The 26,177-nt window shown below is 69.7% G+C and carries 22 protein-coding genes; 16 read left to right on the top strand and 6 right to left on the bottom strand.

All coding sequences use genetic code 11. From position 1 onward, the window contains the following. Window positions 1–6: 6 nt before the first annotated feature. Window positions 7–615 carry an SACE_7040 family transcriptional regulator gene (locus CW359_RS35840; protein WP_105974401.1) on the bottom strand — a complete coding sequence of 203 codons (609 nt, stop codon included), beginning with the start codon at window positions 613–615 and terminating at the stop codon, window positions 7–9. A 112-nt stretch (window positions 616–727) separates the two neighbouring features. On the opposite strand from CW359_RS35840, the gene CW359_RS35835 reads away from it, so the two are divergent. The 4 genes from CW359_RS35835 to CW359_RS35820 all read left to right on the top strand — a co-directional run bounded on the left by CW359_RS35835 (window position 728) and on the right by CW359_RS35820 (window position 6,512). Continuing rightward, window positions 728–2,344 carry a carboxyl transferase domain-containing protein gene (locus CW359_RS35835; RefSeq protein ID WP_105974400.1) on the top strand — a complete coding sequence of 539 codons (1,617 nt, stop codon included), beginning with the start codon at window positions 728–730 and terminating at the stop codon, window positions 2,342–2,344. Window positions 2,345–2,406: 62 nt separating this feature from the next. Next, a complete protein-coding gene (locus CW359_RS35830; RefSeq protein ID WP_105974438.1) occupies window positions 2,407–4,377 on the top strand; it encodes an acetyl/propionyl/methylcrotonyl-CoA carboxylase subunit alpha in 1,971 nt (656 codons plus the stop codon). Beyond that, window positions 4,374–5,333 (top strand): hydroxymethylglutaryl-CoA lyase, encoded by a 960-nt coding sequence (locus CW359_RS35825; RefSeq protein WP_105974399.1) that lies wholly within the window; start codon window positions 4,374–4,376, stop codon window positions 5,331–5,333. The genes CW359_RS35830 and CW359_RS35825 overlap by 4 nt, the downstream gene beginning before the upstream one ends. Before the next feature lie 6 nt (window positions 5,334–5,339). After that, window positions 5,340–6,512 carry an acyl-CoA dehydrogenase family protein gene (locus CW359_RS35820; protein ID WP_105974398.1) on the top strand — a complete coding sequence of 391 codons (1,173 nt, stop codon included), beginning with the start codon at window positions 5,340–5,342 and terminating at the stop codon, window positions 6,510–6,512. Here the strand turns inward: CW359_RS35820 and CW359_RS35815 are convergent. From CW359_RS35815 to CW359_RS35805, 3 genes are all read right to left on the bottom strand, one after another. After that, window positions 6,469–7,176, bottom strand: a complete 708-nt coding sequence (locus CW359_RS35815; protein WP_105974397.1) for a biliverdin-producing heme oxygenase — start codon at window positions 7,174–7,176, stop codon at window positions 6,469–6,471. The genes CW359_RS35820 and CW359_RS35815 overlap by 44 nt on opposite strands. Continuing rightward, window positions 7,173–8,345, bottom strand: coding sequence for a polyprenyl synthetase family protein (locus CW359_RS35810; RefSeq protein ID WP_105974396.1), 1,173 nt, complete (start codon window positions 8,343–8,345; stop codon window positions 7,173–7,175). Before CW359_RS35810 ends, CW359_RS35815 begins: the two co-directional genes overlap by 4 nt. Window positions 8,346–8,526: 181 nt before the next feature. Next, window positions 8,527–8,910, bottom strand: a complete 384-nt coding sequence (locus CW359_RS35805; protein WP_105974395.1) for a hypothetical protein — start codon at window positions 8,908–8,910, stop codon at window positions 8,527–8,529. 183 nt (window positions 8,911–9,093) lie between these two features. Between CW359_RS35805 and CW359_RS35800 the strand changes: the two genes are divergently transcribed. The 8 genes from CW359_RS35800 (at window position 9,094) to CW359_RS35765 (ending at window position 18,875) form a co-directional block, all read left to right on the top strand. Next, on the top strand, window positions 9,094–10,149 hold the full coding sequence (locus tag CW359_RS35800) for an ABC transporter substrate-binding protein (protein WP_105974394.1): 1,056 nt from the start codon (window positions 9,094–9,096) through the stop codon (window positions 10,147–10,149). A 127-nt stretch (window positions 10,150–10,276) separates the two neighbouring features. After that, the gene (locus CW359_RS35795) at window positions 10,277–11,146 is read left to right on the top strand and encodes a siderophore-interacting protein (RefSeq protein WP_105974393.1); all 870 of its coding nucleotides are present in this window, start codon (window positions 10,277–10,279) and stop codon (window positions 11,144–11,146) included. Window positions 11,147–11,270: 124 nt separating this feature from the next. Further along, window positions 11,271–12,713, top strand: coding sequence for a lysine decarboxylase DesA (gene desA, locus CW359_RS35790; RefSeq protein ID WP_105974392.1), 1,443 nt, complete (start codon window positions 11,271–11,273; stop codon window positions 12,711–12,713). Next, a complete protein-coding gene (locus CW359_RS35785) occupies window positions 12,697–13,980 on the top strand; it encodes a lysine N(6)-hydroxylase/L-ornithine N(5)-oxygenase family protein (RefSeq protein ID WP_105974391.1) in 1,284 nt (427 codons plus the stop codon). The genes desA and CW359_RS35785 overlap by 17 nt, the downstream gene beginning before the upstream one ends. A 5-nt stretch (window positions 13,981–13,985) precedes the next feature. Then, entirely contained in the window at window positions 13,986–14,528 is a 543-nt protein-coding gene (locus CW359_RS35780; protein ID WP_408647556.1) for a GNAT family N-acetyltransferase, read from the top strand. Beyond that, entirely contained in the window at window positions 14,525–16,309 is a 1,785-nt protein-coding gene (locus CW359_RS35775; RefSeq protein WP_105974389.1) for an IucA/IucC family protein, read from the top strand. Before CW359_RS35780 ends, CW359_RS35775 begins: the two co-directional genes overlap by 4 nt. Before the next feature lie 193 nt (window positions 16,310–16,502). Then, window positions 16,503–17,963 carry an RICIN domain-containing protein gene (locus tag CW359_RS35770; protein ID WP_157968700.1) on the top strand — a complete coding sequence of 487 codons (1,461 nt, stop codon included), beginning with the start codon at window positions 16,503–16,505 and terminating at the stop codon, window positions 17,961–17,963. A 24-nt stretch (window positions 17,964–17,987) separates the two neighbouring features. After that, complete coding sequence (locus CW359_RS35765) at window positions 17,988–18,875, top strand: DUF4429 domain-containing protein (protein ID WP_105974387.1); 888 nt, start codon at window positions 17,988–17,990, stop codon at window positions 18,873–18,875. An 86-nt stretch (window positions 18,876–18,961) separates the two neighbouring features. Here CW359_RS35765 and CW359_RS35760 read toward each other — a convergent pair whose 3' ends face one another. Continuing rightward, window positions 18,962–20,533 (bottom strand): purple acid phosphatase family protein, encoded by a 1,572-nt coding sequence (locus tag CW359_RS35760; RefSeq protein WP_105974386.1) that lies wholly within the window; start codon window positions 20,531–20,533, stop codon window positions 18,962–18,964. A 164-nt stretch (window positions 20,534–20,697) separates the two neighbouring features. Between CW359_RS35760 and CW359_RS35755 the strand changes: the two genes are divergently transcribed. Both CW359_RS35755 and glmS read left to right on the top strand, forming a co-directional pair. Further along, on the top strand, window positions 20,698–20,955 hold the full coding sequence (locus CW359_RS35755; protein ID WP_105974385.1) for a hypothetical protein: 258 nt from the start codon (window positions 20,698–20,700) through the stop codon (window positions 20,953–20,955). Window positions 20,956–20,972: 17 nt separating this feature from the next. Continuing rightward, entirely contained in the window at window positions 20,973–22,790 is a 1,818-nt protein-coding gene (gene glmS / locus CW359_RS35750; protein ID WP_105974384.1) for a glutamine--fructose-6-phosphate transaminase (isomerizing), read from the top strand. A gap of 308 nt (window positions 22,791–23,098) precedes the next feature. Here the strand turns inward: glmS and CW359_RS35745 are convergent, their stop codons facing one another. Next, entirely contained in the window at window positions 23,099–23,626 is a 528-nt protein-coding gene (locus tag CW359_RS35745) for a universal stress protein (protein WP_105974383.1), read from the bottom strand. Window positions 23,627–24,009: 383 nt separating this feature from the next. Here CW359_RS35745 and CW359_RS35740 point away from each other — a divergent pair, with 383 nt between their 5' ends. Beyond that, a complete protein-coding gene (locus CW359_RS35740) occupies window positions 24,010–24,306 on the top strand; it encodes a hypothetical protein (protein ID WP_105974382.1) in 297 nt (98 codons plus the stop codon). Window positions 24,307–24,692: 386 nt separating this feature from the next. Continuing rightward, complete coding sequence (locus tag CW359_RS35735) at window positions 24,693–25,967, top strand: helix-turn-helix domain-containing protein (RefSeq protein WP_105974381.1); 1,275 nt, start codon at window positions 24,693–24,695, stop codon at window positions 25,965–25,967. Window positions 25,968–26,177: the final 210 nt, after the last annotated feature.

Below are 26,177 nucleotides of genomic sequence, written 5' to 3'. Positions count from 1 at the left end.
CGCTCATCACTCCCCCGCCGAGCCCGGCACTTCCGCCGCCGCGAACGCCCCCCTGGCCATCCGGTGGAGCAGCGCGGCCGTGGTGCCCCGACCCGGGAGCGAGCCGGGGCGGCCCAGGTGCGGGGTCGAGTTCAGGAGGCCGAAGACCGAGTGGACGGCCGAGCGGGCGGTCGGTTCGGTCAGCTCCGGGTAGACCTCGCGGACCACCTCCACCCACAGCTCGACGTACTGCCGCTGGAGCTGGCGCACCAGCTTGCGGTCGCTGTCGCGCAGGCGGTCCAGTTCGCGGTCGTGGAGGGTGATCAGGGGGCGGTCGTCCAGGGCGAAGTCGATGTGGCCCTCGATGAGGGAGTCGAGGAGCGCCCCGGGATCCCCGTCGGCCTCCGCGACCCGCCGCTTGCCGCCGGTCAGGAGCTGGCCGCTGATGCCCACCAGCAGCTCGGCGAGCATCGCGTCCTTGCCCGGGAAGTGGCGGTAGAGGCCGGGGCCGCTGATGCCGACCGCCGCCCCTATCTCGTCCACACCCACGCCGTGGAAACCGCGCTCGGCGAAGAGCCGCGCGGCCTCCTTGAGGATCTGCTCGCGGCGGGTCGGGGCGTCGGTTCTGGTGGCCATGCGATTGATTCTAGACAGGGACGTTAGCGGTCGTTAACCTGAGGGAAACAGGTTAACGCTCATTAACTTTTCCGTCATTGGCTTTCCGACCACTGGGTGAGGGGACCGCAGGATGCAGGAGGCACCGGAGCTGCACAGCGCGGCGGACCCCGCGTCGGAGGCCTGGAAGGCCAACGAGGCGGCTCACCGCGCGCTGGTCGAGGAACTGCACGGCAAGCTGGCCGTGGCCCGGCTGGGCGGCGGCGAGAAGGCCAGGGCGCGGCACACCGCGCGCGGGAAGCTGCTTCCGCGGGACCGGATCGACGGCCTCCTCGACCCCGGCTCGCCCTTCCTGGAGCTGGCCCCGCTGGCCGCCGACGGGCTGTACGAGGGGCAGGCACCGGCGGCCGGGGTGATCGCCGGGATCGGGCGGGTCAGCGGGCGCGAGTGCGTGATCGTCGCCAACGACGCCACGGTCAAGGGCGGCACGTACTACCCGATGACCGTCAAGAAGCATCTGCGGGCCCAGGAGGTCGCCCTCGACAACCGGCTTCCCTGCATCTACCTGGTGGACTCCGGGGGCGCCTTCCTGCCCATGCAGGACGAGGTCTTCCCCGACCGTGACCACTTCGGGCGGATCTTCTTCAACCAGGCCCGGATGTCCGGCGCCGGCATCCCGCAGATCGCGGCCGTGCTGGGTTCCTGCACGGCCGGTGGGGCGTACGTCCCGGCGATGAGCGACGAGGCCGTGATCGTCCGCAACCAGGGGACCATCTTCCTGGGCGGTCCCCCGCTGGTGAAGGCGGCCACGGGCGAGGTCGTGACGGCCGAGGAACTGGGCGGAGGCGACGTCCACGCGCGCGTGTCGGGCGTCACGGACCATCTCGCCGAGGACGACGCGCACGCGCTGAGGATCGTCCGGAACATCGCCGCGACCCTCCCCGCGCGCGGGGCACTCCCCTGGGACGTCCGGCAGTCCGTCGAGCCGAAGGTCGACCCCCAGGGGCTGTACGGCGCGGTGCCGGTCGACTCCCGCACCCCCTATGACGTACGGGAGATCATCGCGCGCGTGGTCGACGGCTCCCGTTTCGCGGAGTTCAAGGCCGAGTTCGGCCAGACCCTGGTCACCGGCTTCGCGCGCGTCCACGGCCACCCGGTCGGCATCGTCGCCAACAACGGCATCCTGTTCTCCGAATCCGCCCAGAAGGGCGCCCACTTCATCGAGCTGTGCGACCAGCGGGGCATCCCGCTGCTGTTCCTCCAGAACATCTCCGGCTTCATGGTGGGGCGTTCGTACGAAGCGGGCGGCATCGCCAAGCACGGCGCCAAGATGGTCACCGCCGTCGCCTGCACGCGCGTGCCGAAGCTGACGGTGGTGGTCGGCGGGTCGTACGGCGCCGGTAACTACTCGATGTGCGGCCGGGCGTACTCACCGCGCTTCCTGTGGATGTGGCCCGGCGCCAAGATCTCGGTCATGGGCGGCGAGCAGGCCGCGTCCGTCCTCGCGACCGTCAAGCGGGACCAGTTGGAGGGCCGGGGCGAGTCCTGGCCGACGGAGGCGGAGGAGGCCTTCAAGGACCCGATCCGCGCGCAGTACGAGCGCCAGGGCAGCGCCTACTACGCGACGGCCCGCCTCTGGGACGACGGCGTCATCGACCCCCTCGAAACCCGTCAGGTACTGGGACTTGCGCTCACCGCCTGCGCCAACGCGCCACTGGGCGACCCCCAGTTCGGCGTCTTCCGGATGTGAGACATGAGGGGACCTCTGATCATGACGACGACGGTGACGAAGGCGAAGGGGAGGCGATGACGATGTTCGACACGGTGCTTGTCGCCAACCGGGGCGAGATCGCGGTCCGCGTCGTCCGCACCCTGCGCGCGCTGGGCGTGCGCTCGGTGGCCGTCTTCTCCGACGCGGACGCCGACGCCCGGCACGTCCGCGAGGCCGACACGGCGGTACGGATCGGCCCCGCGCCGGCGGCGGAAAGCTACCTCTCCGTCCCCCGCATCCTCGAAGCCGCCGCCCGCACCGGCGCCCAGGCGGTGCACCCGGGATACGGCTTCCTCGCGGAGAACGCGGGCTTCGCGCGCGCGTGCGTCGACGCCGGGCTCGTCTTCATCGGGCCGCCCGCCGACGCGATCGCCCTGATGGGCGACAAGATCCACGCCAAGGAGACGGTCCGCGCGGCCGGGGTCCCGGTGGTCCCCGGGTCGAGCGGCAGCGGCCTCACCGACGCCGAACTGGCCGACGCGGCACGGGAGATCGGCATGCCGGTGCTCCTCAAGCCCAGCGCGGGCGGGGGCGGCAAGGGCATGCGCCTGGTGCGGGAGACAGGCGCGCTGGCGGAGGAGATCGCCGCCGCCCGCCGCGAGGCCCGCGCCTCCTTCGGCGACGACACGCTCCTGGTCGAGCGGTGGGTGGACCGGCCCCGGCACATCGAGATCCAGGTCCTGGCCGACGCCCACGGAAACGTCGTACACCTGGGCGAACGCGAGTGCTCGCTCCAGCGGCGTCACCAGAAGCTCATCGAGGAGGCGCCCAGTGTGCTCCTAGACGACCGGACGCGGTCCGCGATGGGCGAGGCGGCGGTGCAGGCGGCGCGCTCGTGCGGGTACGCGGGCGCGGGCACGGTCGAGTTCATCGTCCCGGGCAGCGACCCGTCCTCGTACTACTTCATGGAGATGAACACCCGCCTCCAGGTGGAGCACCCGGTGACGGAGCTGGTCACCGGCCTCGACCTGGTGGAGTGGCAGTTGCGGGTGGCGGCGGGCGAGCCCCTGTCCTTCGGACAGGAGGACGTACGCCTCACCGGACACGCGGTGGAGGCCCGCATCTGCGCGGAGACGGTGTCCGTACGGGCGGGTGCGCGGGGCTTCCTGCCGTCCGGCGGCACGGTGCTCGCGCTGCGCGAACCCTCCGGTGACGGCGTCCGCACGGACTCGGGGCTGAGCGAGGGCACGGAGGTCGGTTCGCTGTACGACCCGATGCTGTCCAAGGTGATCGCGTACGGCCCCGACCGCCCTACCGCGCTGCGGAGACTCCGGGCGGCCCTCGCGGAGACGGTCACGCTGGGCGTGCCGACGAACGCCGGGTTCCTGCGCCGGCTGCTCGCCCATCCGGCGGTCGTGGCGGGCGAGTTGGACACGGGGCTGGTGGAGCGCGAGGTGGACTCCCTCGTACCGGACGGGGTGCCGGAGGAGGTCTACGAGGCGGCTGCGGCCGTACGGCTGGAGGCGCTGCGGCCGAAGGCGGGGGCGGGCGGCTGGACCGATCCCTTCTCCGTGCCGAGCGGCTGGCGGCTGGGCCGGACGCCGAAGCCGGTCGGATTCCCCCTCCGAGTGACGGGACTCGAACCCGTCACTCACGTAGGACAGGACGCAGGACACGGCACCCACACCGTCACCGACGACCAGGTGTCCGTCGTCCTGGACGGCGTCCGGCACACCTTCCACCGGGCCGGTGACTGGCTGGGCCGCGACGGCGACGCCTGGCAGGTGCGCGACCACGACCCGGTGGCGGCCTCGCTCACCGGCGCCGCGCACGCGGGGGCAGGTTCGCTGACCGCCCCCATGCCGGGCACGGTCACCGTCGTGAAGGTGGCCGTCGGGGACGAAGTGGCCGCCGGGCAGAGCCTGTTGGTGGTGGAGGCGATGAAGATGGAGCACGTCATCGCGGCCCCGCACGCGGGCACGGTCGCCGAGCTGGACGTCGCCCCGGGGACGACGGTCGCGATGGACCAGGTGCTCGCCGTGATCACACCGCACGAGGAGGCGCCGGAATGACGCTGCCGATGGTCGTACCGGCCCCGGATCTGCCCGCGCGAGTCAGAATCCACGAGGTGGGCGCGCGGGACGGGCTGCAGAACGAGAAGGCGACCGTCCCGACGGCGGTGAAGGCGGAGTTCATCCGCCGACTGGCCGACGCGGGCCTGACCACGATCGAGGCGACCAGCTTCGTGCACCCGAAGTGGGTGCCCCAACTGGCGGACGCGGAGGAGCTGTTCCCGCTCGTCAGCGACCTCCCCGCACGACTGCCGGTGCTCGTCCCGAACGGACGCGGACTGGACCGGGCCCTGGCGCTCGGCGCGCGGCAGGTGGCCGTGTTCGCCAGCGCGACCGAGTCGTTCGCCAAGGCCAACCTGAACCGCACGCTCGACGAGTCCCTCGGGGTGTTCGAACCGGTGGTGCGGCGGGCGAAGGACGAGGGGGCGCACGTACGCGGGTATGTGTCGATGTGCTTCGGCGACCCCTGGGAGGGCGCGGTCCCGCTGCACCAGGTCGTACGGGTGTGCGGGGCTCTGCTGGACATGGGCTGCGACGAGCTGAGCCTCGGCGACACGATCGGCGTCGCCACCCCCGGCCATGTCCTGGAACTGCTCGCCTCCCTGAACGAACAGCGCGTGCCGACGAACGTCCTCGGCGTGCACTTCCACGACACCTACGGCCAGGCGCTCGCCAACACCCTGGCCGCGCTGCAGCACGGCGTCACCACCGTGGACGCCTCCGCGGGCGGCCTCGGCGGCTGCCCGTTCGCCAGGTCGGCGACCGGCAACCTCGCCACCGAGGACCTGGTGTGGATGCTCCAGGGCCTCGGCATCGAGACCGGCGTCGACCTCGCCGCCCTGGTCGCCACGAGCACATGGATGGCGGAGCGACTGGGCCGACCGAGCCCGTCCCGCACCGTACGAGCCCTGTCCCACAAGGATGCGCAGGCCGCACAGCCTCCCCAGGAGAAGTGAACGACCATGGACCACAAGCTCTCCCCCGAACTGGAAGAACTCCGCCGTACGGTCGAGCAGTTCGCGCACGACGTCGTGGCCCCGAAGATCGGCGACTTCTACGAGCGGCACGAGTTCCCGTACGAGATCGTCCGTGAGATGGGCCGGATGGGCCTGTTCGGGCTGCCGTTCCCCGAGGAGTACGGCGGGATGGGCGGCGACTATCTGGCGCTGGGCATCGCGCTGGAGGAACTGGCCAGGGTGGACTCGTCGGTGGCGATCACCCTGGAGGCCGGGGTGTCGCTGGGCGCGATGCCCATCCACCTCTTCGGCACGGAGGAGCAGAAGCGGGAGTGGCTGCCGCGCCTGTGCGCCGGGGAGATCCTGGGCGCGTTCGGCCTGACGGAACCGGACGGCGGCTCGGACGCGGGCGCGACGCGTACGACGGCCCGTCTGGACCCCGACACGGACGAATGGGTGATCAACGGCACGAAGTGCTTCATCACCAACTCGGGCACGGACATCACGGGCTTCGTGACGGTGACGGCGGTGACGGGCCGCAAGCCGGACGGCAGGCCGCTCATCTCCGCGATCCTCGTGCCGTCGGGCACGGCCGGGTTCACGGTGGCCGCGCCGTACTCGAAGGTCGGCTGGAACGCGTCGGACACCCGGGAGCTGTCCTTCGCGGACGTACGGGTCCCGGCTGCGAACCTGGTCGGCCAGGAGGGGCGCGGGTACGCCCAGTTCCTGCGCATCCTCGACGAGGGGCGGATCGCGATCGCGGCCCTCGCCACGGGGCTGGCGCAGGGCTGCGTGGATGAGTCGGTGAAGTACGCGAAGGAACGCCACGCGTTCGGGCGCCCGATCGGCGCCAACCAGGCGATCCAGTTCAAGATCGCGGACATGGAGATGAAGGCCCACACGTCCCGCCTGGCCTGGCGGGACGCGGCCTCACGGCTGGTGTCGGGCGAGCCCTTCAAGAAGGAGGCGGCCCTGGCGAAGCTGTACTCGTCCACGATCGCCGTCGACAACGCCCGCGACGCGACGCAGATCCACGGCGGCTACGGCTTCATGAACGAGTACCCGGTGGCGAGGATGTGGCGCGACTCGAAGATCCTGGAGATCGGCGAGGGCACCAGCGAGGTCCAACGGATGCTCATCGCGCGGGAGTTGGGGCTGGGGCTGGAGATGGCGGGCTGAGCCCCTCGGACAGCGCCCCGGTGATCGCGGCGATGTGCCGGTAGGCGGTGTGGGCCCCGGCGAGGGCCTGGTCCTGGGCCTCGGGGTCGGCGAGGGCCTGGTTCATCCGGGCGGTGAGCAGGGCCCAGCGCTCACGGTCGCCGCTGGTGTAGTAGGCGACGCCGTCGGTGCCGGGGAGGCGGTAGGCGGCGGTGACATACGGGTGGAGGAAGAGGGCGCCGAGGGTGGAGCCCTCCATGACGTACAGGTACCCGAGGAGCGCGGGCAGGTCTGAGTCGGCGCCGCGCTGCCGTATCTCGGCGACGAACGCGTCGGCTTCCTCGGCGGCCCAGGGACCGGGGAGGGTGCCGAGACCGGCGAAGTGGGCCAAGTCGCGCTCGACGAGAGGCAGTTTGACGAGGTCGGGTGCCCACACCGGCTCGGCGCCATCGGCGACGGAGTCCGCGACCCGGGCGAGTTCGCCGTCGGTGACGCGGGCGAGTTCACCTTCCAGCGCCGCCAACACCACCCGGTAAGCGGCGAGTTGACCGACGTAACGCTCGACGGGAAGGGTCCCGCCGATCATCGCGCTCGCGAAGGGGGTGGCCTCCAGGGCGTCGTGCCAGTCGCGGGTACCGGCGCGCAGCCGCCCGACAGCCGTGGCCGGGACCGGGGCGGCCGTCACGAACCGCTCCGCTGCTGGAGGGTCTCGTGGAGACGGTCGATGAGGTGGCCCTTGCGTTCGATGGTGAGGTCGAAGTAGGCGGCGCTGCGGTCGGAACGGCACACGCCGTAGACGCTCTCCTTGGCGTCACGCTTGAGCCGGACGGCTTCGGCGGCGAGGGAGAGCAGGGTGGACTCCAGCTCGGGATGACCGAGGACGTAGGCCTTGAGCCGCTCCCCCGTCAGGGCGGGCGACTCCAACTCGGTCTTTTGGTCGAGGAGTTCGAGGAAGACCCGGTTGCTGAGCCCGTCGTAGTCCTCGTGGATCCGGCCGCCGCCGAACTCGGGGACGAAGTCGGTGAGGTCGTTGAACAGCTGGCTGGCGAGGCCAAGTTGGCGCATGGCGACATCCAGGATGTCCTGCTCGTCCTCGACGACACGCAGGCCCGCGAGGGCGGAGTCGAGCGGCATCCGGAAGAGGGTGCCGGTCTTGAGGGCGGCGAGCGACTCCCAGTAGGCGACGCGCTCTTCGACGGGCGCGGCGACGAGTTCGGCGCGGGTCTCGGCGGTACGGGTGGAGAGGTCGACGGCCTGTCCGGTGAACCCGCTCTCGACAGCTCGTACGAGACTGTCCACGACGGCGGGATCGTCAGCGTGCCGCAGGACGGCGGCGATCAGCCAGGACCCGGTGTTGAGGGCGAGCGGCACCCCATGAGCGGCATGGAGGGCGGGTTCGCCGTAGCGGACGTCGCTGCCGTCCTGGATGTCGTCGATGGCGACGAAGGCCTTGAGCATGACGCGCACGGACACGGCGGCCCGCCGCACGACGGCCAGGTCCGCCTCAGTGCCATCACCGTCCCCCAACTCGTCGGGGAAACCCCGGTAGTTGCGGTAGGCCCAGTAGACCATCGAGGGCCGCAGCGGGGCCCGGTTGCCGCCGGGCGCCCCGGCGGCCGGCGGCAGCGCCTCCTGGCCGACTTTCGACCCGACGGCGTCGGCGACGGGCCCGTAGAGCGAGCGCCGCAGCGCGGACTCGTACACGGACTGCGGGGCCACCGTCATCGGCCCGGTCAGCGACCCGAGAAACTCGGCCAGATCGTCCTCCAGCAGAGCGGCGTCGCTCCGCACGACGTCCGCCACCGCTTCCCTTGCCCGCGCTGCCGCATCCGCGACCTTCTCCGTGGCACCCATACCCGCCCCAGCCTCCGCTTCCCGCTCCCGCCCCCGACCCCCGTCGACACGCAGAAGCGTGATCGCAACTGACACTTTTCGCAAGGGAGTTCGAGGACAGGAGGGTTGCCAGTATGGCGAAATCCAGCCGCCGCCGGATCACCGGCACGACGGTACGGGCACCGCAGGCGCGTGCCGGGGATCAGTAGAAGAAGAGGTCGACGTCCTTCTCGACGCAGCACCGCAGGACGACCACCAGTTGGCGGGCGTCGTCGATGTGCCGCCGGACGACCGGATCGTCGCCTCCCTCGCTCCACCGGTCGGCGATCTCCGCCAAGCGCGCCTGGACGGCGGCGCATTGGGGCGGTGTGAGGTCGGGGCCGTCGTCGTCGGGATGGTCGAGGAAGGGTGCCAGGGGTGTGGAGACATCACTCCAGGGCCGCTGCCCACCGAACCCGTCCATCTCGTCGAGGACGAATCCCTCGGCCTGCGCCAGCCACCGCCGGAACGCCAGGAAGCGGGCGCGGGGCCACACGGCCTTCGGCCCGGTGACGTCGTCGTCCCCCGGATACAGAACTATCTCCACGATGCCCTCCCCGCCCGAATGGGCACTGGACCTTAGATCCACAGGACTTTCACAGAAGCGGGCATGCGCCACTCCGGGCGTTCGACTTCCCGGAACCGCCCTCTGGACAACAGATGAGGTTAGGCTAACCTACCTTTCGAATTGTCCGACGGGCCGAACCGCCCCGTTCGAAAGCAGCCATCCATGTTCAACGCCCGTGCCACCCACCTCTCCCGCCGCGGCATGCTCGCCGCAGGCGGCGCCCTCGGCCTCGGGGCCGTCCTCGCCGCCTGTGGGGACGACGACGCGAAAAGCGGTGGCTCGGACGCGGACGCGTCGAAGGCCGCCGCCACCCCCACCGGTCCCTGGTCGTTCAAGGACGACCGCGGCACGACCGTCAAGGCCGACAAGGTGCCCTCCAGCATCGTCGCCTTCATCGGTGTCGCCGCCGCGCTCCACGACTACGGCGTCGAGGTCAAGGGCGTCTTCGGCCCGACCACGACCAAGGACGGCAAGGCCGACGTCCAGGCCGGCGACCTCGACGTCACCAAGGTGACCAACCTCGGCAACGAGTGGGGCCAGTTCAACATCGAGAAGTACGCGGCCCTCGCCCCGGACCTCCTCGCCACCACCATGTTCGACGCGAGCACCCTCTGGTACGTCCCGGAGGAGTCCAAGGAGAAGATCCTCGGCGTCGGCGCCCCGACCGTCGGCATCTCCGTGGTCGACGTCCAGCTGGACAAGCCGCTGCAGCGCATGCTGGAGCTGGCCAAGTCCCTTGGCGCGGACACCACTTCGGCCAAGGTGACCGCCGCGAAGAAGGCCTTCGAGGACGCCTCCGCCCGACTGCGCGCAGCCGCCAAGGCCAAGCCCGACATCAAGGTGCTGGCCGGTTCCGCGAGCCAGGACATCTTCTACGTCTCCGGCTCCAACCTCTCCATCGACCTGGAGTACTTCAAGGCCCTCGGCGTGAACTTCGTCGAGCCGTCCGCCGCCGCGCTGAAGGCGAGCGGTGGCTGGTACGAGAACCTGAGCTGGGAGAACGTCGACAAGTACAAGGCCGACATCATCATGATGGACAGCCGTACGGCGGCGATCCAGCCCGCCGACATCACCGAGGCGACGTGGAAGCAGTTGCCTGCGGTGAAGGCGGGCCAGGTGATCGCGCGTAATGCCGAGCCGATTCTGTCGTACGACAAGTGCACGCCGTTGGTCACCAGCCTCGCGGAGGCCATCGAGAACGCGAAGAAGGTCAGCTGACGCCGGCGCCTGAAACCGTGTGCTCGGTCGTGGGGAACTGCGGGCCCGTTGTGGCTGGTCGCGCAGTTCCCCGCGCCCCTTTGGGGGCGCGTCGATGCGCCCTCCGACAAATCCCTCAGGAGGAGTTATGACGACCGCCGCCGTCACCACCGTCCCCTTCCGGTTCTTCGCCCTTCACGTCGTGCGGACCGCACGCCTCGGCCCCTCTCTCGTCCGGGTCAGCTTCGCCGGGGACGATCTGGTCGCCTTCCTCTCCGACGGGTGCGACCAGAGTCTCTCCCTCTTCATCCCGCACCCGGGGCAGAACGCCCCTGTCGTGCCCGTCGAGTTGGGCGACGGGTGGTGGCAGGCCTGGCGTGGACTCCCGGACGACGTACGGGCGGTGATGCGCTCGTACACCCTTCGCGCGCTGCGCGCCGACGAGCACGGCCGCACGACGGAGATCGACATCGACTTCGTGCTGCACGGCGTCGAGCCGGGCGCCGCCGCCCCCGCCGGACCAGCATCCCTCTGGGCCTCGCGGGCCGGCGCGGGTGATCGCGTCCTTCTCCTCGGGCCGGCGATCGCCGACAACCGCGCGATCCGTTTCCGCCCTCCGACCGGTACGGATCTGGTCGTCATCTGGGCCGACGAGACCGCCGTTCCGGCCGCCTCCGCGATCCTCGAATCGCTGCCCGCCGGCACCCGCGCCCGGGTCTGGCTGGAGGCCGGACACGCCGGCGACATCCAGGATCTGACCACCGCCGCCGACGCCGAGATCACCTGGCTCGTACGCGGGGCCGGCGCCGGCACTCCCACCGCCCTCGAAGCCGTCCGCGCAGCTCAACTACCCTCCGCCGAGCGGCCGTACGCCTGGATCGCGGGCGAGTCGTCCGTCGTGAAGGAGCTGCGCCGGCATCTCGTACGGGAGCGCGGCATCGACCGCCGGGCCGTCACGTTCGTCGGCTACTGGCGGCGCGGGCTCAGCGAGGAGCAGCTGCGCGAACAGGAGGCCTAAGGGAGTGCATGGAATATTAGGTTAGGCTAACCTAAGTTCGCATGGTTGGCAGAGCGAACCCATCCCCCACCTCTCTGCCCCTCTCACCACCACAACACCTCTCTGTCCCCCGGAGGCTCCCCAGATGCGCTCGCACCTGCTCAATGACACGACTGCGGAGCGGTACCGCCGCTCCGTGACCGAAGGAGTCGAGCGGGTGGCGGCCAAACTCGCCACCACCAACCGTCCGTTCACCGGCGTCACGGTCGACGCCCTCGCCCCCCACATCGACCGGATCGACCTGAACCAACCCCTCCTCGACGAGGCCGCCGCCCTCGACGAACTCGAAGAGGTCTACCTGCGCGACGCGGTCTACTTCCACCACCCGCGCTACCTCGCCCACCTCAACTGCCCGGTCGTCATACCGGCGGTGCTCGGCGAGGCGATCCTCTCCGCCGTCAACTCCTCCCTGGACACCTGGGACCAGTCGGCCGGCGGCACGCTCATCGAGCGGAAACTGATCGACTGGACGAACGAGCGCATCGGCCTCGGCCCGGCCGCCGACGGCATCTTCACCAGCGGCGGCAGCCAGTCCAACCTCCAGGCGCTGCTGTTGGCCCGCGAGGAGGCGAAAAGCGACTCCTTGGCCAAACTGCGGATCTTCGCCTCCGACGTCAGCCACTTCAGCGTGAAGAAGTCCGCGAAGCTCCTCGGGCTGAGCCCCGACTCCGTCGTCTCCATCCCCGTCGGCCACGACAAGCGCATGCAAACCGTCGCCCTCGCCCACGAGTTGGAGCGCTGCCGCCGCGACGGCCTCATCCCGATGGCCGTCGTCGCCACCGCCGGCACGACCGACTTCGGCTCCATCGACCCGCTGCCCGAGATCGCCGAACTCTGTGCCCAGTACGGCACTTGGCTGCACGTCGACGCCGCGTACGGCTGTGGACTGCTCGCCTCGGTCAGGCGCCGTGACCTGCTCAGCGGTATCGAGCGGGCCGACTCGGTCACCGTCGACTACCACAAGTCCTTCTTCCAGCCGGTGAGTTCGAGTGCCCTGCTGGTCCGGGACTCGGCCGTCCTCCGCCACGCCACCTACCACGCGGAGTACCTGAACCCGCGCCGGATGGTGCAGGAGCGCATCCCCAACCAGGTCGACAAGTCCCTCCAGACGACCCGTCGTTTCGACGCGCTGAAGCTGTGGATGACCCTGCGTGTGATGGGCGCCGACGGCATCGGCCAGCTCTTCGACGAGGTGTGTGATCTGGCCCAGGAGGGCTGGGAGTTGCTAGCCGCCGACCCTCGCTACGACGTGGTCGTCGAGCCCTCCCTCTCCACGCTCGTCTTCCGCTACATCCCGGCCGCCGTCACCGACCCCTCGGAGATCGACCGGGCCAACCTGTACGCCCGCAAGGCCCTGTTCGCCTCCGGTGCGGCCGTGGTCGCGGGGACGAAGGTCGGCGCACGCCACTACCTCAAGTTCACCCTGCTCAACCCCGAGACCACGACCGACGACATGGCCGCCGTACTCGATCTGATCGCCGGCCATGCCGAGCAGTACCTGGGAGAGTCCCTTGACCGCGCGTCCTGAGAACCCGACCAGGACCCACGACTTCGTGGGCATCGGGCTCGGCCCGTTCAACCTCGGCCTCGCCTGTCTGACCGAGCCCATCGACGAACTCGACGGTGTCTTCCTGGAGTCGAAGCCCGACTTCGAGTGGCACGCGGGCATGTTCCTCGAAGGCGCCCACCTCCAGACGCCGTTCATGTCGGACCTGGTCACACTGGCCGACCCGACTTCGCCGTACTCCTTCCTGAACTACCTGAAGGAGAAGGGCCGGTTGTACCCGTTCTACATCCGCGAGAACTTCTATCCGCTGCGGGTGGAGTACGACGACTACTGCCGCTGGGCCGCCCATCAGCTGAGCAGCGTGCGCTTCGGCACGACGGTCACCGAGGTGACCTACGAGGACAAGGACGAGCTGTACGTCGTCCGCACGGCCACCGGTGACCTCTACCGGACCCGCAAACTCGTCCTCGGCACCGGAACCCCGCCTTACATCCCGGACGCCTGCGCGGACCTCGGCGGCGACTTCATCCACAACTCCCAGTACATGGGCCACAAGCGGGAGTTGCAGGCCAAGGACTCGATCACGATCGTCGGCTCCGGCCAGTCCGCCGCCGAGATCTACTACGACCTCCTCAGCGAGATCGACGTCCACGGCTACCGGCTCAACTGGGTGACACGCTCGCCGCGTTTCTTCCCGCTCGAATACACCAAGCTGACGCTGGAGATGACCTCCCCGGAGTACATCGACTACTTCCGCGCGCTGCCCGAGCGGACCCGGTACCGGCTCACCCAGGACCAGAAGGGCCTGTTCAAGGGCATCGACGGCGAGCTGATCAACGAGATCTTCGACCTGCTCTACCAGAAGAACCTCGGCGGCCCGGTCCCCACCCGGCTCCTCACCAACTCCGCGCTGAACAGGACGACTTACGAGAACGGGACGTACACGCTCGGCCTCCGCCAAGAGGAACAGGAGAAGGAGTACACCCTGGACACCCAGGGCCTGGTCCTCGCCACCGGCTACAAGTACGCCGAGCCCGAGTTCCTGAAGCCCGTCCGTGACCGGCTGCGCTACGACACCCAGGGCAACTTCGACATCGCCCGCAACTACGCGATCGACACCACCGGGCGCGGGGTCTTCCTGCAGAACGCCGGTGTCCACACCCACTCGGTCACCTCGCCCGACCTGGGCATGGGCGCGTACCGCAACAGCTTCATCATCGGCGAGCTGCTCGGCAGCGAGTACTACCCGGTCGAGAAGACCATCGCCTTCCAGGAGTTCGCCGTATGAACTCGATGAGTCTGTCTCTCCGTCCACTCGACCCGCTCCAGGACGCCGAGTTGCTGCACACCTGGGTCACGCACCCCAAGGCGGCCTACTGGATGATGCAGGACGCCAGACTCGAAGACGTCGAGCGTGCCTACATGGACGTCGCCGCCGACGAGCACCACCACGCCCTCCTGGGCCTGCGTGACGGCGAACCGGCCTTCCTGATGGAGAAGTACGACCCCGTCCACCGCGAGCTGGTCGGGCTGTACGAGCCGCAGCCCGGCGATGTCGGCATGCACTTCCTGGTGCCGGCGACCGACGCGCCCGTGCACGGCTTCACCCGGGACGTCATCACCGCCGTGATGGACGAGCTGTTCGCCGACCCGCGCACCCGCCGGGTCGTCGTCGAGCCCGACGTCGCCAACAAGGCCGTCCACGCGCTGAACGAGGCCGTCGGCTTCGTGGCCGAGCGCGAGATCCAGAAGCCGGAGAAGCGGGCCCTGTTGAGCTTCTGTACCCGGCAACAATTCTTGAACGCCCGTGCGGCAGCCCGAGGAGTAGCGACATGACCCTGTCCGACGCCGTGGCGCACCTGTCCCCAGAGCGCTGGGCACAGGCCAACCGCCTCCTGATCCGCAAAGCCCTCGCCGAGTTCGCCCACGAGCGGCTGATCACCCCCGAACCCGAGAACGGCAGGGACGGCCGGAACGGCTATGTCGTCCTCGCCGACGACGGTCTGACCCGCTACCGCTTCCGCGCCGTCCGGCACGCCCTCGACCACTGGCAGGTCGACGCCGAATCCGTCTCCCGGCACCGCGACGGAGCCGAACTCCCGCTCTCCGCGCTGGACTTCTTCATCGAGCTGAAGAAATCACTCGGTCTGAGCGACGAGGTCCTGCCGGTCTACCTGGAGGAGATCTCCTCCACCCTCTCCGGCACCTGCTACAAACTCACCAAGCCGCAGATCCCCGTCGCCGAACTCGTCAAAAGCGACTTCCAGGCGATCGAGACGGGGATGACCGAGGGCCACCCCTGCTTCGTCGCCAACAACGGCCGGCTCGGCTTCGGCGTGCACGAGTACCTCTCGTACGCCCCCGAGACCGCGAGCCCGGTCCGGCTGGTGTGGCTGGCCGCCCATCGCTCGCGCGCCGCGTTCACGGCGGGCGTCGGGATCGAGTACGAGGCCTTCCTGCGGGCGGAGTTGGGGCAGGAGACGGTAGTCCGCTTCCGTACGAAACTGTCCGACCAGGGTCTCGACCCCACCGAGTACCTGTTCATCCCGGTGCACCCCTGGCAGTGGTGGAACAAGCTCACCGTCACCTTCGCCGCCGAGGTCGCGCAGCGGAACCTGATCTGCCTCGGTGAGGGCGACGACGAGTACCTCGCCCAGCAGTCCATCCGGACCTTCTTCAACAAGTCCGACCCCGAGAAGCACTACGTCAAAACGGCGCTCTCGGTCCTCAACATGGGCTTCATGCGCGGGCTTTCGGCCGCGTACATGGAGGCGACACCTGCCATCAACGACTGGCTGGCCCAACTCATCGACAACGACCCGGTGTTGAAGTCGACGGGCCTGTCGATCATCCGTGAGCGCGCGGCCGTCGGTTACCGCCACCTGGAGTACGAGGCCGCCACCGACCGCTACTCCCCCTACCGCAAAATGCTCGCGGCGCTCTGGCGCGAGAGCCCGGTGTCGTCGCTCGGCGACGGCGAGTCGCTGGCCACCATGGCCTCGCTCGTCCATGTCGACCACGAGGGACGCTCCTTCGCCTCCGCCCTCGTCGAGCAGTCGGGGCTGGACCCGAAGGAGTGGCTGCGCGGCTACCTCCAGGCCTACTTCACCCCGCTCCTGCACAGCTTCTACGCCTACGACCTCGTCTACATGCCGCACGGCGAGAACGTCATCCTCGTCCTCAAGGACGGCGCCGTACAGCGCGCGATCTACAAGGACATCGCCGAGGAGATCGCCGTCATGGACCCGGACGCGGTACTGCCGCCGACGGTCGACCGGCTGCGTGTGGACGTGCCCGAGGAGAAGAAGCTCCTGTCCGTCTTCACGGACGTCTTCGACTGCTTCTTCCGCTTCCTCGCCGCCAACCTCGCCACCGAAGGCGTCCTGGACGAGGACGACTTCTGGCGGACGGTCGCCGAGGTCACCCGCGCCTACCAGGAGGCGAATCCCCAACTCGCCGACAAGTTCCGCCAGTACGACATGTTCGCCCCCGAGTTCGCCCTGTCCTGCCTCAATCGGCTCCAACTGCGTAACAACGAGCAGATGATGGACCTGGCGGATCCGGCGGGCGCCCTCCAGCTGATCGGCACCCTGAGAAATCCCGTCGCAGGGTTCTGATCAAGGCAGACGGGCTCCCCGAGTACGGTCCTCGGGGAGCCCGTCGCCGTCCCTGTCGCCGTCCCCGCCGGTGTCTTCGCCCCGGCGCCGGTTTCGTGTACGCGACACGGGCGTGTGAATGCACAGCCCTCTCACAGATTCCGCCACTACGGTCCTGGCCTTGCCGTGCCCGCTCCGTGGGGAGTCAAGAGTCATGACCGAGCACCTCGCACAGCAAGTCCCGTACCACCAGCCGTCGTTGACCGGCAGGCCGCCGGAACACGCCCCGGCCGTCCATGCGTACGCCGAGGCGTTCTGCGCCAGACCGCGCGACGCCACCGACCTGGCCGCCCAGGTGCTCGCCCGTGGCGCGCGCCAGGAGGGTGCCGCCCTGCGGACCGCCCTCCTCGCCGACGTGCGGCGCACCGCCGACAGTTGGCTGCGCGACGGGCGGCACGGGCTGCTGCGCCCGGAGTTCCGCGACTGGTCGAAACAGGCCGTCGACACCTTCGGCGAGGTCGACACGCTGCGTCGGGTGGAGCACGGCTCGGTGCTGCTGGCGGCCTTCGAGCAGCTGCCCGACCAGCAGCGGGCCGCGCTGTGGCTGTGCCTGGCCGAGCCTGAGGAGACCGCGGCGGCGGCCAGGATCCTGAACACGACCGTGGAGTTCGCCGACTCCGTGGCCCAGTCGGCCCGCAGCCGCCTGGTCGACACCTTCCTGCGTGTACGGGCCGACCGCACCCCCGACCCGGATTGCCTCCGCTACGGCGGCATGCTCGGCGCCATCGCCCGTGGCACGCACCGTGAGACGCCCATGGACCTCCAGCAGCACCTGGGCACCTGCGGCTTCTGCGCCGTCGACCTGAAGCTGCTGAGCACGCTCGCGACGGGTGACGCGCAGCAGGCCCGACGGCTGCTGGTCGACCAGGTGCTGGTGTGGGGCGGCCCGGCGTACCGCAGGGCGCGGTCGGGAGACCGGGCGGCGAGCGCCGAGCCCGTCGCCGTGTCCGCGCCGGCCGGGGACGGCGGCCCCGCGGCCGAGAGCCGCCGCCGACCAGTGCTCGTGGTGGCGGTCACGGTGGCCGTCACGGCCGTGCTGACCACCGGGGTACTGCGCCTGCTGGCGGGGGAGGATTCCGCCGAAGGGGCCGAGCGGCCCGCGTCCACGCCGGCCGTCTCCATCGCGCCGTCCTCCGTGGCCAACGCCACCACCGACACGATCACCCTCAGGAACGTGTCCACCGGACGCTGCGTCACCGCCCGGGGCGGAAACGACTCACCGCGTTCCGGACCGCCCGCCGATCCCACCCTGGCGGCCTGCGACGGCGGACAGGCACAGGCGTGGCGGGTCGTCCGCCTGACGAAGGGGGCGGTCGCCCTGGTGAGCACGGCGTCGAGGCTCTGCCTGGACATCGCGGGCTACCGGGTGGCCGGCGACGGCATGCAGCAGCGACCGTGCGCCTACGAGCAGGGGGCCGCCGCGCCCTTCCCGGAGGACCAGGCGTTCGTGCCGAAGGCGACAGCCGGGAACACCTTCGTCCTCGTCTGCCAGGACAACCCCGAGATCTCGCTCGGGGTGCGCTCCGGCGGGCTCGCGATGCGCACAACGACCCCGACCGGCAAGGACGTTCGGTTCACCCTGGACGACGAGGCGGCGGACGCGCTGGGGCTGTGACGGGCCCGGTGCCAGAATCTCCCCATGGCGGAAATCATCCAGAAGGACGGCACCTGGGTCTTCGACGGCGACGCCCTCCGGCTCACCCCGGGACGGGACAAGAACGTCGGCCTGCTCCGCAAGACCCTGGGCGAACTCGCCGTCCCCCTGCACTCGTTGGCCGGTGTCTCCTTCGAACAGGGCAGAAAGTCGGGGCGGTTGCGGCTCCGGCTGCGCGACGGCGCCGACCCGCTGCTCCAGGCGACCGGCGGCAAACTGGCGGAGGGCGACGACCCGTACGTACTGAACGTCGAGTCCGACCGGTACGGCGTCGCCGAGTACTTCGTGGACGAGGTCCGCAACGCGCTGCTGCTGGACGAGGTGCCGTCCGGCGCCGTGGACCGCTATCTGCTGCCCGGGCCCGCCGTGCCCCTGTCCGTGTCGGCCGGGGACGGCACGGCCACCTTCGACGGTGAGCACGTCCGGCTGGAGTGGAACTGGAAGACGGAGGACGCGAAGGCCGCCGCCGGCCCCCGTTCCCTGGCCGTCGCCGACCTCGCCTCCGTGGAATGGCACCCGGCGGTGGGCCTGGAGAACGGCTACCTGCGCTTCGGCGTACGGCACGCGCCGACCAAGGCGCCGCCGAAGTACGACCCCAACTCCGTGGAGCTGTGGGGGTTCAAGAAGGACCCGCTGATGGCCCTGGTCGCGGCGGCCGTCCAGGCCCGGCTGCCGCACCCGGCGGCGCCCGCAGCGGACGTACCGGCGCGGAGCCCGAAGGAACTCACCGCACCCGACAACACCCCGCCCGCCGAACACGACCACGACGCCCAGCTCCGGCGGCTGCGCGAACTGGGTGAGCTGCACCGGTCCGGTGTCCTCACGGACGAGGAGTTCGCCCTCGCCAAACAGGCGGTCCTCCGGCGCATGTAGCAACTCGCGCCGAAGAACCGCCTGCTGGACCGCAGTACTGCTCAACTACCGCTCGTACGCCCTGCCTTCAGGGCATACGCGCACGCTCAGCGTACGCGGCGGGCGACCGTGAAGCGGTCGACCTCGTCGCCCGTCTCCGCGATGCCGCGCACCGTCAGCGTGGCGAGGCGGCCCTTGGAGGCGGGCGTGACGTCGACGCGCAGGAACGAGTAGTCGAGGTAGCGCACGCGCGACCAGGTGACCGTCTCGTTGACCTTGCCGTCCTTGGTGTTGATGAAGGAGGCGACCGAGTCGACCTCGTTCTCGTGGCCCTCGTAGGACTGCGGGGCGGTGAACGCGTACAGGCTGCGGCCCGCCGCGCCCGCCGTCACGTAGACGACACCGTCGGTCTCCGGGTACGAAGTCCCGCCGATCGGGAGCTTCTTGGTGACCTTGCCCGCCTTGATGACGTCGGTGCGCTCGTACTGGTGGTTGTGGCCGTTGATGACCAGGTCGACCGTGTACTTCTCGAACAGCGGCACCCACTCCTGGCGCACGCCCCCCTCCGAGGCGTGCGCGGTGGAGGTGCAGTACGCGCAGTGGTGGAAGAAGACGACGACGAAGTCGACGTCCTTGGCGGCGCGGAACTTCTTGAGCTGCCGCTCCAGCCATGTGGTCTGAGTGCCGCCCGAGATACCGAGGTTGGCCGGGATCTCGAAGGAGATGTCGTTGGCGTCCAGCGAGATGACCGCCGTGTTGCCGTAGACGAAGGAGTAGACGCCCGGGAGGTTCTCGGGGTCCGGGCCGTTGTCGGGGAGGTTCCAGCGGGCGTCCTCGCCGCCGTAGCCGTTGGGCGAGTACCAGGCCTCCATGTCGTGGTTGCCGTAGGCGGGCATCCACGGCACGGACTTGGCGACCGACTCGGTCTGCGCGAGGAACTGGTCCCAGATGCGCGAGTCGAAACCGGTGTCCGCGGTCTTGCCCGCGCCGGTCGGGTCGGCGTAGCAGATGTCGCCCGCGTGCAGGTGGAAGGCCGGGTTCTGGCCGAGCAGCAGGCTGTTGTTGGCGAGGCCGTGGTAACCGACGCCCTCGTCGCCGAAGGCGGTGAAGGTGAACGACTCCTTGTGCGCGGGCGCGGTGGTGAAGGTGCCGAGGGTGCCCAGCAGGTGCGCCTCGGCCGGGTCGAAGCCCGCGTGGCCGACACCGTAGTAGTACGTCTTGCCGGGGCGCAGGTGGGTGAGCTTGGCGTGGACGTAGTACTGGGTGTGGTCGGCGCTGACGCCGACGCCGGCCGGGGTGTAGAGGGTGCGGATCTCGGCGTCGATCTTGTGGGAGAGGTCCCACGGGTGGGCGCCGATCCGGATGAAGGGCTTCTTCACCGCGACCGGGACCTGCCAGGAGACGGTGATCTCGGTGCGCGGGTCGTTGCCCCAGGCGAGGTGACGGCCGAAGGGGGCGACGAGCGCGCCGTCGACCTTCTCGGGCTGTTTGTACGTCTGCGTCGATGCGGAGGTCCGCGTCGCGGCCTGGGCGGCGCCCGGTACGAACGCACCGCCCGCGACGGCGCCGACGGTGACGGCGCCGCTTCTGATCATCGTGCGCCGCGAGAACTTGGCGCGAAGGTACTCGTGCTGCTCGGCCATGCTCATGCGCTCGGCGAGCTGCTCCGGTACGCCCATGCGAGGAGTGTCCATGGCTGAAAACGGTGCTCTGGGCAGCCATCGTCACGCGAGACACAGGGTGAACAGGCTCCGAACAGGGTCCCATAAGAGTTTCAACAGACCGTTGCCCGAAATCGGGCAGGATTCTTGCGATTGCCAGCGCTTTACCTCAGGATCGTCGGGTGCACGACGAACTCGTTGATCATCTGACGCGCTCCACGCCCCTATCACGGGGCGAGGCGCTGCGGGTGGTTCAGGACGTTCTCGCCTACTTCGACGAGACGACCGAGGACTATGTCCGTCGCCGCCACCGCGAACTCCAGAGCCAGGGACTGGTGAACGCGACGATCTTCGACCGGATCGAGGCGGACCTGAAATACCGCGCGGTCGCACCTCCGGAGCTGACGCTCAGGCAGTTGCGCCGCATCGTCTACGGCTAGGGACCAGGTACCTATATATGTGCGGAATTGTCGGATACATCGGCAGGCGTGACGTGGCGCCGCTGCTCCTCGAAGGGCTGCAGCGCCTGGAGTACCGCGGCTACGACTCGGCGGGCATCGTCGTGACCTCGCCGAAGGCGGCGGGCCTGAAGATGGTCAAGGCCAAGGGCCGGGTCCGGGACCTGGAGGCCAAGGTCCCCAAGCGCTTCGCCGGCACCACCGGCATCGCCCACACCCGCTGGGCCACCCACGGCGCCCCCTCCGACCACAACGCGCACCCGCACATGTCCGGCGACAACAAGGTCGCCGTCGTCCACAACGGGATCATCGACAACGCCTCCGACCTGCGCAAGAAGCTCGAAGCGGACGGCGTGGAGTTCCTCTCGGAGACGGACACCGAGGTCCTCACCCACCTCATCGCCCGCTCCCAGACGGAGACCCTGGAGGAGAAGGTCCGCCAGGCCCTCCGGATCGTCGAGGGCACGTACGGCATCGCCGTCATGCACGCCGACTTCACCGACCGGATCGTGGTCGCCCGCAACGGCTCGCCGGTCGTCCTGGGCATCGGCGAGAAGGAGATGTTCGTCGCCTCGGACATCGCCGCGCTGGTCACCCACACGCGGCAGATAGTGACCCTGGACGACGGCGAGATGGCCACGCTGAAGGCCGACGACTTCCGCACGTACACGACCGAGGGCACCAGCACCACGGCCGAGCCGACCACCGTGGAGTGGGAGGCCGCCTCGTACGACATGGGCGGCCACGACACCTACATGCACAAGGAGATCCACGAGCAGGCCGACGCCGTCGACCGCGTCCTGCGCGGCCGGATCGACGACCGCTTCTCCACCGTCCACCTCGGCGGGCTCAACCTGGACGCCCGCGAGGCGCGTGCCGTGCGGCGCGTGAAGATCCTCGGCTGCGGCACCTCGTACCACGCGGGCATGATCGGCGCCCAGATGATCGAGGAGCTGGCCCGCATCCCCGCCGACGCCGAGCCGGCCTCCGAGTTCCGGTACCGCAACGCGGTCGTCGACCCCGACACCCTCTACGTCGCCGTCTCCCAGTCCGGTGAGACGTACGACGTGCTGGCCGCCGTACAGGAGCTGAAGCGCAAGGGCGCGCGGGTGCTGGGCATCGTCAACGTGGTCGGTTCGGCGATCGCCCGCGAGGCGGACGGCGGGATGTACGTCCACGCGGGCCCCGAGGTCTGCGTCGTCTCGACGAAGTGCTTCACCAACACCACTGTCGCCTTCGCCCTGTTGGCCCTCCACCTCGGCCGCACCCGCGACCTCTCCGTCCGCGACGGCAAGCGGATCATCGAGGGCCTGCGGAAGCTGCCCGCGCAGATCACCGAGATCCTGGAGCAGGAGGAGGACATCAAGAAGCTGGCCCAGGGCTACGCCGAGGCCCGCTCGATGCTCTTCATCGGCCGCGTACGGGGCTATCCGGTGGCCCGCGAGGCCTCCCTGAAGCTCAAGGAGGTCTCGTACATCCACGCCGAGGCCTACCCCGCCTCGGAGTTGAAGCACGGCCCGCTGGCCCTCATCGAGCCCGCCCTCCCCACGGTCGCGATCGTCCCGAACGACGACCTCCTGGAGAAGAACCGCGCCGCCCTGGAGGAGATCAAGGCCCGCAGCGGCCCGATCCTGGCGGTGGCCCACCAGCACCAGGAGAAGGCGGACCAGACGATCGTCGTCCCGAAGAACGAGGACGAACTGGACCCGATCCTGATGGGCATCCCGCTCCAACTCCTCGCCTACCACACGGCATTGGCCCTGGGCCGGGACATCGACAAGCCGAGGAACCTGGCCAAGTCGGTAACGGTGGAATAGGCGTTCACAGGGACGCGCCCCAAAGGGGCGCGGGGAACTGCGCGAGCAACCACAACGCACCCGCGGAGGCCGACGCACAACAACGAACCCCCCGTGTTGCCACCAACCACGGGGGGTTCGCCATACAGCCGGGGGCCGCCCAAACCCCCAGCCTGCGCAGCTAACCGGTGGCCGTCACACCCCGGCCGGCAGTACGCCGTGCGATGACCGGTATATGCCCTTCACAAGGACACAAACACATCTACGCACCAGTAGATTTGGCTGTTCCGCCCGAAATCCCGCCCGAAGTCCCGCCCGAAAAGGGTCAGTCAGGGAATGACGACGACCGGCCGCTGAGCCCGCTTCGCCAACCGCCCCGCCACCGACCCGAAGATGCGCCCGACGATCCCATGGGTCGAGCCCACGACGATCGCGTCGGCCTCGTACTCCCGCCCCACCTCTTCGAGTTCATGGCAGATGTCACCGCCACGCTCGACAAGGATCCAGGGCACTTCCGCCAGATAGTCCGCACAGGCGAGTTCGAGCCCGAGGACCTCTGTCCGGTGGTCAGGCACGTCGACGAACACGGGCGGCTCGCAGCCGGCCCACACCGTGGTGGGCAGCCGGTTGGCGACGTGCACGATGATCAGGCCCGAACCGGAGCGATGGGCCATTCCGATGGAGTACGCGAGGGCGCGCTCGCTCGACGTCGAGCCGTCGAAGCCGACGACGACACCGTGCTTGAACGCGGGGTCGCACGACTGACGTGATTCTTCCGCCGCCAAGGGCTCGGCCGCCGTGTGATCGGCGACGGGGCGCTTGCGGTCCGCGGGATCCAGGAATTCGTGACCGGCCATGGGATTCTCGGCGTTTTGATCCTCGTGATGGGACGACGTGACGTGGGACGACAGTGTGCGTCGGAGCAGTGTCCGGGAATCATCTTCCCAACCCCATACCCCCAAGGGTACGGCCGCACTCCTCCGTAGCCCATAGCCCGCACACGCTCCGGACGGGTTCCAGGGAGCATGCACGAGGGGGTGCCCGTAACGCAATGGTTGCTGCCACGTACAGGCTGTTTCCACAGGGTTCGCCTACATCTCGCCTACGCCGATCACGCCCGCGCACGACTTCCGGACACCGTCGGTCACCATTGGACGGGCCGGACCAGTGACCGACCGCTCGAACAAGCGTTGAACCCGGTGACCCACCGTCACGGGGAGCAACCAGACAGGGAGCGGCCATGAACTCACCGACGCACGACTCCTCCAGCGACCTCGTCCGCTGGGCGGCCTTCAGCTGCGTCCTGGTCCCCGTGGTGCTCGTCCTCTACGGCACCTCACTGGGCGGCGCCGCCGGTACGGCACTGGGGCTCGCGGCCGTCACGGGGGTGTGCCGGGTGCTGCTGCGGCAGTCGGAGCGCTGCGCGGCCCGGACGCCGGCCGAGGAGAACACCGCGCACCGGGCGCGGCACAGCCGAACCCATTCGGCTACCCCGCGCGGCGGGCGCCACTCCGGCGGACCTTCACCGGTCGACTGACCTGTTTTCGCGCACGCGCCCGATGCTTTTCAGCCAACTTCCGGCCACCGTACATCCCTTGGCCGAACAACCCCCAAACCCCTGTTCCACCTGCACTGAAAGGGTTGCGTCGGGTCCGCGCACCCTACGCGGATTGGCCACTACGACGAGGCGCACTTCCCTGCACGCCCCACGAGTGCAACGCTTCGTGATCGAATGCTTTACGCCAAGTTGCCAAGTCGACATTCCGCCGGGTACCGATCTGGTCAGCTCGGCATCATGCGACACAGTAGATTCGATCTTGACTGTCTACGGCGGGGGACTCGTGCAGGACCGAGGGGAAACGTGCTGGAGCGACATGCCCGTCAAGTTAGGGGCGCCGCGACCACCGAGGGGGGCTTAGCAGTATGAGCCACGACTCCACTGCCGCGCCGGAAGCCGCGGCCCGGAAACTCTCCGGGCGACGCCGCAAGGAGATCGTCGCGGTGCTGCTGTTCAGCGGCGGCCCCATCTTCGAGAGTTCCATACCACTTTCGGTGTTCGGGATCGACCGCCAGGACGCCGGAGTGCCGCGCTACCGACTGCTGGTGTGCGCGGGAGAAGAGGGACCGCTGCGGACGACCGGCGGACTGGAACTGACCGCGCCGAACGGCCTGGAGGCCATCGCCCGGGCAGGCACGGTGGTCGTGCCCGCCTGGCGTTCGATCACCGCGCCGCCACCCGAGGAGGCGCTCGACGCACTGCGCCGGGCCCACGAGGAGGGCGCGCGGATCGTCGGCCTGTGCACGGGCGCGTTCGTCCTCGCGGCGGCGGGCCTGCTGGACGGCCGGCCCGCGACGACGCACTGGATGTACGCGCCGACACTGGCGAAGCGCTACCCGTCCGTGCACGTCGACCCACGGGAACTCTTCGTGGACGACGGCGACGTACTGACAAGTGCGGGCACTGCGGCGGGCATCGATCTGTGCCTGCACATCGTGCGGACGGACCACGGCAACGAGGCGGCCGGCGCACTGGCCCGCCGACTGGTGGTCCCCCCGCGCCGATCGGGCGGCCAGGAGCGCTACCTCGATCGATCTTTACCAGAGGAGATCGGCGCCGACCCGCTCGCCGAGGTCGTCGCCTGGGCGCTGGAGCACCTCCACGAACAGTTCGACGTGGAGACGCTCGCCGCGCGCGCGTACATGAGCCGTCGTACGTTCGACCGCCGCTTCCGCTCGCTCACGGGAAGCGCGCCGTTGCAGTGGCTGATCACGCAACGGGTCCTTCAGGCGCAGCGCCTGCTGGAGACGTCGGACTACTCGGTGGACGAGGTCGCGGGCCGCTGCGGCTTCCGTTCGCCGGTGGCGCTGCGCGGGCACTTCCGCCGGCAGCTGGGCTCGTCTCCCGCCGCGTACCGGGCGGCGTACCGGGCGCGCAGGCCGCAGAGCGAACGGGTGCAGGAGCCTGACGGGACGGTGTCCGGGTCACAGGGCGGCCCCGGCACCATGGGCACCCCGACCACGGCGGGCCAGAGCCACGGCCCGACGCACGGCCACGGCCACGACCGGGCTCCGCACCCGGACAGCCCGGTCCCGATGCAGGCCCGCCGGACGGCGGCGGTCGGGATGTCGGCGGACCATGGGCGGGATCCGTATGTCGGGAGCAGGGCCAGTCTGCCTGGGCAGCGGAGTGGTGCGTAGGGATAGGCGCGGCTAGGAACACGGGACGGGCTGGGGCAAAACACCCCAGCCCGTCTGGCGTCCGCTCACAGGGAACCGTCGGGTTTTCCTCGCCCCCGCCGCCCCTACCCGTCCCATCCTTCTGGGGGCTGCGCCCCCAGACCCCCGCCTATCGCGCTGAACGCGCTCGTCCTCAAACGCCGGACGGGCTAGAAGGTGCGGGCTGGGGTG

Origin of the sequence: Streptomyces geranii (assembly GCF_002954775.1) — a bacterium.
Taxonomy (GTDB): domain Bacteria; phylum Actinomycetota; class Actinomycetes; order Streptomycetales; family Streptomycetaceae; genus Streptomyces; species Streptomyces geranii.
The sequence above is the reverse complement of the archived record's forward strand: the minus strand, read 5'-3'. Positions and strand labels throughout refer to the sequence as shown.

What these genes read in the sequence shown, in the direction of transcription:
- CW359_RS35840 (WP_105974401.1), bottom strand. Translation starts at nt 615, where the DNA reads ATGGCCACCAGAACCGACGCCCCGACCCGCCGCGAGCAGATCCTCAAG.
- CW359_RS35835 (WP_105974400.1), top strand. Translation starts at nt 728, where the DNA reads ATGCAGGAGGCACCGGAGCTGCACAGCGCGGCGGACCCCGCGTCGGAG.
- CW359_RS35830 (WP_105974438.1), top strand. Translation starts at nt 2,407, where the DNA reads ATGTTCGACACGGTGCTTGTCGCCAACCGGGGCGAGATCGCGGTCCGC.
- CW359_RS35825 (WP_105974399.1), top strand. Translation starts at nt 4,374, where the DNA reads ATGACGCTGCCGATGGTCGTACCGGCCCCGGATCTGCCCGCGCGAGTC.
- CW359_RS35820 (WP_105974398.1), top strand. Translation starts at nt 5,340, where the DNA reads ATGGACCACAAGCTCTCCCCCGAACTGGAAGAACTCCGCCGTACGGTC.
- CW359_RS35810 (WP_105974396.1), bottom strand. Translation starts at nt 8,345, where the DNA reads ATGGGTGCCACGGAGAAGGTCGCGGATGCGGCAGCGCGGGCAAGGGAA.
- CW359_RS35800 (WP_105974394.1), top strand. Translation starts at nt 9,094, where the DNA reads ATGTTCAACGCCCGTGCCACCCACCTCTCCCGCCGCGGCATGCTCGCC.
- CW359_RS35795 (WP_105974393.1), top strand. Translation starts at nt 10,277, where the DNA reads ATGACGACCGCCGCCGTCACCACCGTCCCCTTCCGGTTCTTCGCCCTT.
- desA (WP_105974392.1), top strand. Translation starts at nt 11,271, where the DNA reads ATGCGCTCGCACCTGCTCAATGACACGACTGCGGAGCGGTACCGCCGC.
- CW359_RS35780 (WP_408647556.1), top strand. Translation starts at nt 13,986, where the DNA reads ATGAGTCTGTCTCTCCGTCCACTCGACCCGCTCCAGGACGCCGAGTTG.
- CW359_RS35775 (WP_105974389.1), top strand. Translation starts at nt 14,525, where the DNA reads ATGACCCTGTCCGACGCCGTGGCGCACCTGTCCCCAGAGCGCTGGGCA.
- CW359_RS35770 (WP_157968700.1), top strand. Translation starts at nt 16,503, where the DNA reads ATGACCGAGCACCTCGCACAGCAAGTCCCGTACCACCAGCCGTCGTTG.
- CW359_RS35765 (WP_105974387.1), top strand. Translation starts at nt 17,988, where the DNA reads ATGGCGGAAATCATCCAGAAGGACGGCACCTGGGTCTTCGACGGCGAC.
- CW359_RS35760 (WP_105974386.1), bottom strand. Translation starts at nt 20,533, where the DNA reads ATGGGCGTACCGGAGCAGCTCGCCGAGCGCATGAGCATGGCCGAGCAG.
- glmS (WP_105974384.1), top strand. Translation starts at nt 20,973, where the DNA reads ATGTGCGGAATTGTCGGATACATCGGCAGGCGTGACGTGGCGCCGCTG.
- CW359_RS35745 (WP_105974383.1), bottom strand. Translation starts at nt 23,626, where the DNA reads ATGGCCGGTCACGAATTCCTGGATCCCGCGGACCGCAAGCGCCCCGTC.
- CW359_RS35740 (WP_105974382.1), top strand. Translation starts at nt 24,010, where the DNA reads ATGAACTCACCGACGCACGACTCCTCCAGCGACCTCGTCCGCTGGGCG.
- CW359_RS35735 (WP_105974381.1), top strand. Translation starts at nt 24,693, where the DNA reads ATGAGCCACGACTCCACTGCCGCGCCGGAAGCCGCGGCCCGGAAACTC.